This window comes from Streptomyces sp. NPDC055140, assembly GCF_053607285.1.
The window spans coordinates 21,583-28,623 of record NZ_JBSGTG010000051.1 but is presented as its reverse complement, the minus strand read 5'-3'; the positions used below and the strand labels follow the sequence as shown (position 1 = coordinate 28,623).

Here is a 7,041-nt window from a genome sequence, read left to right as displayed (position 1 = left end):
GGGCCGGGGTTGTCAATCTGGCGTTGACTTTTGGCACGCTGTTGAGTTCTCAAGGAACGGACGCTTCCTTTGTACTCACCCGAGAGACTCTCTCAAGCTTTCCTCCGGGCAGTTTCCCTTCGGTCTTGCGTTTCCAACTCTACCAGATCCGTTTTCCGTTCCGTTCCCGGTTCGGAATTCATTTCCGGTGGCCGTTGGGGGCCTTTGCCTTTCGGCGTGTCCACTACGTTAGCGGATTTCCCTTGAGCCTCATAATCGAGCTCCGCGGATTCGAATTCAGGCGTGCGGGCACGCCGAATAAGCCCCCGCTGAGGGGAATTCGTAGGTAGTGGTTTGGCCGCTTTCGGCTGCTGGCAGATTGCCGTAACCGGGTCAAGCGGCTCGGGCTACATTACGGATCCCCCAGGGGCGAGTCAAGTTGAACGGCGGCGTGGCGCATGCGGCCGATATGGGCTCACCGTCGGGTCGTTGACGGTCCAGTAGCGCCAGGGGTGGACGCCGCCCTCGCCGGCCACGCCCGTGCGCGGACCGTTCCGTACCTGGTCGCGTGGCGTGGGGGTGCCGGAGAGGATCGCGAGCGGGGAGTCCGGGGAGGCGCAGACGTCGGTGCCGTTCAGTGCGCGGTCCACGTCCAGGGCCGTGGCCAGGCGCGCCGGGCCTTTGGCCAGTTCCTTGTCGTTGCGGGCCGATAGTCGACGTTTACGCGTGAGGTCGGCGCCCTTCGTGATCTCCCCGGCGCGGAGCAGGACCCCGCTCGCGGTGCCTTCCGGGCCGCACACCAGATTGAGGCAGTGCCACATGCCGTAGGTGAAGTAGACGTACGCGTGTCCGGGCGGACCGAACATCACGTCGTTGCGGGCGGTGCGGGAGCGGTACGCGTGGGAGCCGGGGTCGTTCGGGCCGTCGTAGGCCTCCACCTCTGTGAGCCGCAGCTCGATCGGGCCTTCCGGGGTGTTGCGCACAAGGACACGCCCGAGTAGATCGGGGGCGACCTCCAGTACGGGCCGGTCGAAGAAGTCCCGTGGGAGGGGCGTACGGTCAGGGGCCGCGATCATGGCGGACGAGCGTAGTCCAACGGAGAAGTAACGGAGAAGCGCGCCGAATCGGCGCGGACGGGTAGCCCCCGGGCTCCGTTGCTTGCCAGGGTGAGCCGCGCGGAACCGGTCACCGGTCTATCGCGTTGGTAGAGATCAAGGATCGCGACAGGAAGACACGGGCCACGGTTGTGGCACGGGGAGGAGTGGAGTCATGGGGTTCAAGCGGCTGCTGGCGAGTCTGGGTGCGGGCGGTGCGTCGGTCGAGACGGTGCTGACCGAGGTCAACGTGGTGCCGGGCGGCGTCGTCCAGGGTGAGGTGCGGATCCAGGGCGGGTCCGTGGACCAGGACATCGAGGGGCTGTCGGTCGGTCTGCAGGCGCGGGTCGAGGTCGAGGGTGCCGACCAGGAGACCAAGCAGGACATCGAGTTCACGAAGCTGCGCCTCGGCGGTGCCTTCCAGCTCCAGGCGAACGCGGTGCACGCGGTGCCGTTCGGGCTCGAGATCCCGTGGGAGACACCGGTCACGACGATCGACGGGCAGCAGCTGCGCGGCATGAACATCGGTGTGACGACGGAGCTGGAGATCGCGCGGGCGCTGGACTCCGGTGACCTCGACCCGATCAACGTGCACCCGCTGCCGTCGCAGCAGGCGATCCTGGACGCCTTCATCGGGCTGGGCTTCCGGTTCAAGAGCGCGGACATGGAGCGCGGGCACATCCGGGGGACGCGGCAGAAGCTGCCCTTCTACCAGGAGATCGAGTTCTTCCCGCCGCAGCAGTACCGCGGGCTCAACCAGGTCGAGCTGAGCTTTGTGGCGGACGACCGCGAGATGGACGTCATCCTGGAGATGGACAAGAAGCCGGGGCTCTTCAGCGAGAGCAGTGACACGTTCCGGTCGTTCGTCGTGGGGCACAACGACTTCCAGGGGACGGACTGGTCGGCGTATCTGCACCAGTGGCTGTCCGAGGTCGGCAGCAAGCGCAACTGGTTCTGACCCCTGTGCGCCGGCCGGTGGCGGCGCCGTCCGCTGCCGGCCGGCCGGGGCATAGGCTCGGCACCGAGAGTTTTCGCCGATCAGGAGGTGCCGACGTGACCGACCTCAAGAGGCCGCCGCTTCCCCATGACTTCCATCCGCAGGTGCCGTCGTTCACGGTGGTGAGCGAGGACTTCGAGCCGGGTGCGGTACTCAAGGACGCTCAGGTCTACGCGGCCGGGAACACCTCGCCGCAGCTGCGGTGGGAGGGCTTCCCGGCCGAGACGAAGAGTTTCGCCGTGACGTGCTTCGACCCGGACGCCCCGACGGGCAGTGGTTTTTGGCACTGGACCGTGTTCGACATCCCGGTTTCGGTGACCGAGCTGCCGGCCGGCGCGGGCAGCGGCAAGTTCGAGGGGCTGCCCGCCGGTGCGGTGCAGGTGCGCAACGACTACGGGACGAAGGACTTCGGGGGCGCCGCGCCGCCGCCCGGTGACCCGGCCCACCGTTACGTCTTCACCGTGTACGCGGTGGATCAGGAGAAGCTGGGTCCCGACTCGGACGCCTCGCCGGCCGTCGTCGGGTTCAACCTGCGCTTCCACACGCTGGCGCGCGCGCAGGTCCTCGCGGAGTACGCGGCTTCCGCGGATAGCTAGCGTTCATCGGCTGTTTGCCCGCCCCCGGTCATGGAAGTGATCGGGGGCGGGCATTTTTATTGCGTTGTCCATCTCGGCGCGCCCGGCCAGAGTTGATCCAAGCCCGCCACGGGGGTGGGCCGGGGACGTACGGGAGGTGGGCGAGATGCGGGACACGCTGGTACTGAACGCCAGCTTCGAGCCGTTGTCGACGGTGACGCTCAACCGGGCCGTCGTGCTGGTGCTGCAGGACAAGGCCGTCGTCGAGCAGGCCCACCCCGGACTCCGTGTGCGTGCGGCCGCCGTGGACATACCGGTGCCGCAGGTGATCAGGCTCTGCAGGTACGTACGAGTGCCCTTCCGAAGACAGGCTCCGTGGTCGAGGCGGGGTGTGCTGGTGCGTGACCAGCACCGGTGCGCGTACTGCGGGCGGCGGGCGACGACCGTGGACCACGTGGTGCCGCGGTCGCGCGGTGGTGCGGACTCCTGGCTGAATACGGTCGCCTCGTGCGCGGAGGACAATCACCGCAAGGCGGACCGGACTCCGGAGCAGGCGGGGATGCCGCTGCTGCGGGAGCCGTTCGAGCCCACGCCGGCCGACGCGATGCTGCTGACGCTCGGGCATTCCGAGCGGGAGGCGCTGCCGGCTTGGCTGGCGCGTACGGCCGCGTAGCGCGGGACTCTGCGCGCACGGAAAAGCCCGCCTCCGGGTGCCGGGGCGGGCTTCTTCGTGTGCGGGGCGGGTGTTCAGTCGATGGGGGGCTGTTCGCGGCGCTCGGCGGCCGCGGGGGCCGAACCGCCGCCCATCGGGCCGAAGTTGCCCATGGCGCCGGAGAGTCCCTTGAGTGCGTCGCCGATCTCGCTGGGCACGATCCAGAGCTTGTTGGCGTCGCCCTCGGCGATCTTCGGGAGCATCTGGAGGTACTGGTAGGCGAGGAGCTTCTGGTCGGCGTCGCCGGCGTGGATGGACTCGAAGACCGTACGGATGGCCTGGGCCTCGCCCTCTGCGCGCAGGGCGGCGGCCTTGGCCTCACCTTCGGCGCGGAGGATCGCGGACTGCTTCTCGCCCTCGGCGGTGAGGATCTGGGACTGACGGATACCTTCGGCGGTGAGGATCGCGGCGCGCTTGTCGCGGTCGGCGCGCATCTGCTTCTCCATCGAGTCCTGGATGGAGGTGGGCGGCTCGATCGCCTTGAGCTCGACGCGGTTGACGCGGATGCCCCACTTGCCGGTGGCCTCGTCGAGGACGCCGCGCAGGGCCGCGTTGATCTCCTCGCGGGAGGTCAGGGTCCGCTCCAGGTCCATGCCGCCGATGATGTTGCGCAGGGTGGTGACGGTGAGCTGCTCGATGGCCTGGATGTAGCTGGCGACCTCGTAGGTCGCGGCGCGGGCGTCGGTCACCTGGTAGTAGATGACGGTGTCGATGTTCACGACCAGGTTGTCCTGGGTGATCACCGGCTGGGGCGGGAAGGGTACGACCTGTTCACGCAGGTCGATCCGGTTGCGGATCGAGTCGATGAACGGGACGACGATGTTCAGGCCCGCGTTCAGTGTGCGGGTGTAGCGGCCGAAGCGTTCGACGATCGCCGCGCTCGCCTGCGGGATGACTTGAATGGTCTTGATCAGGGCTATGAAGACCAGCACCACCAGAATGATCAGGACGATGATGATCGCTGACATCGCGTCTCCCGTGCCCTTCGTGCCGTCGTCGTTCCGGCGGGTCCCGCCGGAAGATCTTGAGGATCTTGCTGGTCGAGTCTGTCAGAACAGGCCCTGCGGCGTGGGGAGTTCAAGCCACCTCCCCGATCACGTCACCATGATCACACGACGATCGCGGTGGCTCCTTCGATGTCGACGACGTCGACGTGACGGCCCGGCTCGTAGCTCTCGGACTCGTCGAGTGAGCGGGCGGACCAGATCTCTCCGGCCAGCTTGATACGGCCACCGCTGCCGTCGACGCGTTCGACGACGACGGCCTGTTTGCCCTTGAGGGCCTCGATTCCGGTGGCGAGCACCGGTCGTTGGGCGCTGTGGCGGGCCGCGATGGGCCGTACGACGGCGATGAGCGCGACCGAGACGGCGGCGAAGACGAGGACCTGCATCACCATCCCGCCGCCCAGGCCGGCGGTCACGGCGCCCGCGACGGCGCCGGCGGAGAGCATGCCGAATTCGGGCATCGCGGTGATGACGAGAGGGATTCCGAGCGCGGCCGCCCCGATCAGCCACCACACCCATGCGTCGATGTCTGCCACATGGTCATGGTAGGACCGGGGTTCCCTCCGGCGACAGGGTGCCGTGGGAGCGGCCCGCGCCGGGTCAGCCCAGCGGGAGGCCCTGCGCGCTCCAGCGCTCGCCGCGCTGCTCGACGACGAGCGGGAGGCCGAAGCAGAGGGAGAGGTTGCGGGAGGTCAGCTCCAGCTCCAGGGGGCCCGCGGCGAGGACCTTGCCCTGGCGGATCATGAGGACGTGGGTGAAGCCGGGGGCGATCTCCTCGACATGGTGCGTCACCATGATCATCGAGGGGGCGACCGGGTCGCGGGCGAGCCGGCCGAGGCGCCGTACGAGGTCCTCGCGGCCGCCGAGGTCGAGACCGGCGGCGGGCTCGTCGAGGAGGAGAAGCTCGGGGTCGGTCATCAGGGCGCGGGCGATCAGGGTGCGCTTGCGCTCGCCCTCGGAGAGCGTGCCGAACTTTCGGTCCAGGAAGTCGCTCATGCCGAGGCGGTCGAGGAAGGCGCGGGCGCGCTGCTCGTCGATGTCCTCGTAGTCCTCGTGCCAGCCGGCGGTCATGCCGTACGCCGCGGTGAGGACCGTCTGCAGGACCGTCTGGCGCTTGGGGAGCTTCTCGGCGAGCGCGATGCCCGCGACGCCGATGCGCGGGCGCAGTTCGAAGACGTCGGTGCCGGGCTTGCCGAGGGTCTCGCCGAGGACCGTGGCCGTGCCCTGGCTGGGGAAGAGGTAGCTGGAGGCGACGTTCAGGAGGGTCGTCTTGCCGGCGCCGTTCGGGCCGAGGATGACCCAGCGCTCGCCTTCCTTGACCGACCAGGAGACCTGGTCCACCAGAGCCCGGCCCTCGCGGACCACGGATACGTCCACCAGCTCCAGTACATCGCTCATGAGCGCGTTGTCTCCCATTGCAGTCTCGGCTGTCGCGTGCGTCTGTGGACGCATCCCCCAGGGGAAAACCTACGCCACCGGTCGACCGGTCCAATCCATCGGCCGGTCTTTAGGGTGGAGCCCATGCTTTCGGAACCACGCTCAGGTCGGCTGGCCTCATGGGGAAATGCCCTTTTGGCCGGGTTTGTTGCTCCCGATGATGCCGCGCTCGCCATAGTCGGCGAGGACGCGGTGCACCGGGTGGAGGGGCTGCCCGGCGAGTCGGCGCCGGTGGGGCTGACGCTCGCCCTGGGGCGGCTGCGCACGCTGGGGGCGACCGGGCTGCGGGTGGCGCTGCCTGCGCCGGGCCACCCGCTGGGCCTGAGCGGTCCACCCGAGTTCAACGCGCGCGCCCTCGACGCGGAGGAGGCCGTCGTGTGCCAGGGGGCCGCGCTCGGGCTCGTCCCCGAGGTGTACGAGGCCGGGCCCGCCGGCGACCTCCATGTGGACGTCCTGTGGCACTGCCTTCCCGTGCGGGAGGCGCCCCCCGCGGACGTGCCCTCCCTCGGTGAGGCCGAGCGGGAGCTGGCGGAGGCGCTGCGGGACGCTACGGCCGTACTGTCGCGGCTCGACGTCGCCGGGTCGGGGCCTGTCGCCGAGGCGGCGGTGGACGCGTACCGCGCGCGGGCCGAGCGGGGGCGCGAGGTTCTCGCGCCGGGTTATCCGCCGCGCGCGGTAAGAGTGTTGGAGCTGGCGCAGCGCGTCGGGCTGCTGATCTCGGTGGCGTACGAGAGCGGGCACGGCGGGGCCGTGAGTGCCTCGGAGATGGCGGCGCGGTCGGAGGCGCTGCGGCCGGTGGAGCGGACGGCCCGGCGGGCGCAGGTCGCGGCGTACAACGCGTTCGTGGAGGAGCGGGAGCGCGGGGGGCGGTGAGGCGGGGGCGTATGGGCGTCGGGGGCGCGGGGGCGCCGGGTCGCAGGCGCTCGGGAGTGGTGTAACACGCAGGAAGGGCCCCTCGGATCCGTGTCCGTGGGGCCCTTCCTGGGGGGTGTGTCAGTCGTTCACGGAGGCGTTGCCGAACGCGGGGTTCAGCAGGCCGATCACGTTGACACTGTTGCCCGTGGCGTTGACCGGAACGTGGACCGGGACCTCCACCAGGTTGCCCGAACCCACACCCGGGGAATGGGCCGCCAGGCCCTCGGCGCCCGTGTCGGCGCAAGCGGCTCCGGCGGAAGCACCCGCGGCGATACCGGCGACGGCGACGGCCAGGGCGGCCTTCTTGGCGATGTTCATGAGAAGCATT

General features: G+C 69.3%; 9 protein-coding genes. 4 read left to right on the top strand and 5 right to left on the bottom strand.

Translation table 11 applies throughout. The annotated features are described in order from the left end of the window. Positions 1-413: 413 nt before the first annotated feature. The gene (locus ACWFR4_RS44845; RefSeq protein WP_453467916.1) at positions 414-1,055 is read right to left on the bottom strand and encodes a DNA-3-methyladenine glycosylase; all 642 of its coding nucleotides are present in this window, start codon (positions 1,053-1,055) and stop codon (positions 414-416) included. A 193-nt stretch (positions 1,056-1,248) separates the two neighbouring features. Between ACWFR4_RS44845 and ACWFR4_RS44840 the strand changes: the two genes are divergently transcribed. The 3 genes from ACWFR4_RS44840 (at position 1,249) to ACWFR4_RS44830 (ending at position 3,318) form a co-directional block, all read left to right on the top strand. Beyond that, positions 1,249-2,031 (top strand): sporulation protein, encoded by a 783-nt coding sequence (locus tag ACWFR4_RS44840; RefSeq protein WP_453467914.1) that lies wholly within the window; start codon positions 1,249-1,251, stop codon positions 2,029-2,031. Between the two features lie 95 nt (positions 2,032-2,126). Further along, entirely contained in the window at positions 2,127-2,666 is a 540-nt protein-coding gene (locus ACWFR4_RS44835) for a YbhB/YbcL family Raf kinase inhibitor-like protein (protein WP_405482344.1), read from the top strand. A gap of 145 nt (positions 2,667-2,811) precedes the next feature. After that, the gene (locus ACWFR4_RS44830) at positions 2,812-3,318 is read left to right on the top strand and encodes an HNH endonuclease (protein ID WP_453467912.1); all 507 of its coding nucleotides are present in this window, start codon (positions 2,812-2,814) and stop codon (positions 3,316-3,318) included. 74 nt (positions 3,319-3,392) lie between these two features. On the opposite strand, the gene ACWFR4_RS44825 is transcribed toward ACWFR4_RS44830, so the two are convergent. From ACWFR4_RS44825 to ACWFR4_RS44815, 3 genes are all read right to left on the bottom strand, one after another. Further along, positions 3,393-4,325, bottom strand: a complete 933-nt coding sequence (locus ACWFR4_RS44825) for an SPFH domain-containing protein (RefSeq protein WP_453467910.1) — start codon at positions 4,323-4,325, stop codon at positions 3,393-3,395. A gap of 140 nt (positions 4,326-4,465) precedes the next feature. Continuing rightward, a complete protein-coding gene (locus ACWFR4_RS44820) occupies positions 4,466-4,897 on the bottom strand; it encodes an NfeD family protein (protein WP_266668987.1) in 432 nt (143 codons plus the stop codon). Between the two features lie 64 nt (positions 4,898-4,961). Then, positions 4,962-5,759, bottom strand: coding sequence for an ABC transporter ATP-binding protein (locus ACWFR4_RS44815; RefSeq protein ID WP_453467908.1), 798 nt, complete (start codon positions 5,757-5,759; stop codon positions 4,962-4,964). A gap of 123 nt (positions 5,760-5,882) precedes the next feature. On the opposite strand from ACWFR4_RS44815, the gene ACWFR4_RS44810 reads away from it, so the two are divergent. Next, complete coding sequence (locus ACWFR4_RS44810; protein WP_453657296.1) at positions 5,883-6,671, top strand: hypothetical protein; 789 nt, start codon at positions 5,883-5,885, stop codon at positions 6,669-6,671. A gap of 120 nt (positions 6,672-6,791) precedes the next feature. Here ACWFR4_RS44810 and ACWFR4_RS44805 read toward each other — a convergent pair whose 3' ends face one another. Next, positions 6,792-7,031 carry a chaplin gene (locus ACWFR4_RS44805; RefSeq protein ID WP_453467904.1) on the bottom strand — a complete coding sequence of 80 codons (240 nt, stop codon included), beginning with the start codon at positions 7,029-7,031 and terminating at the stop codon, positions 6,792-6,794. Between the last annotated feature and the right edge of the window lie 10 nt (positions 7,032-7,041).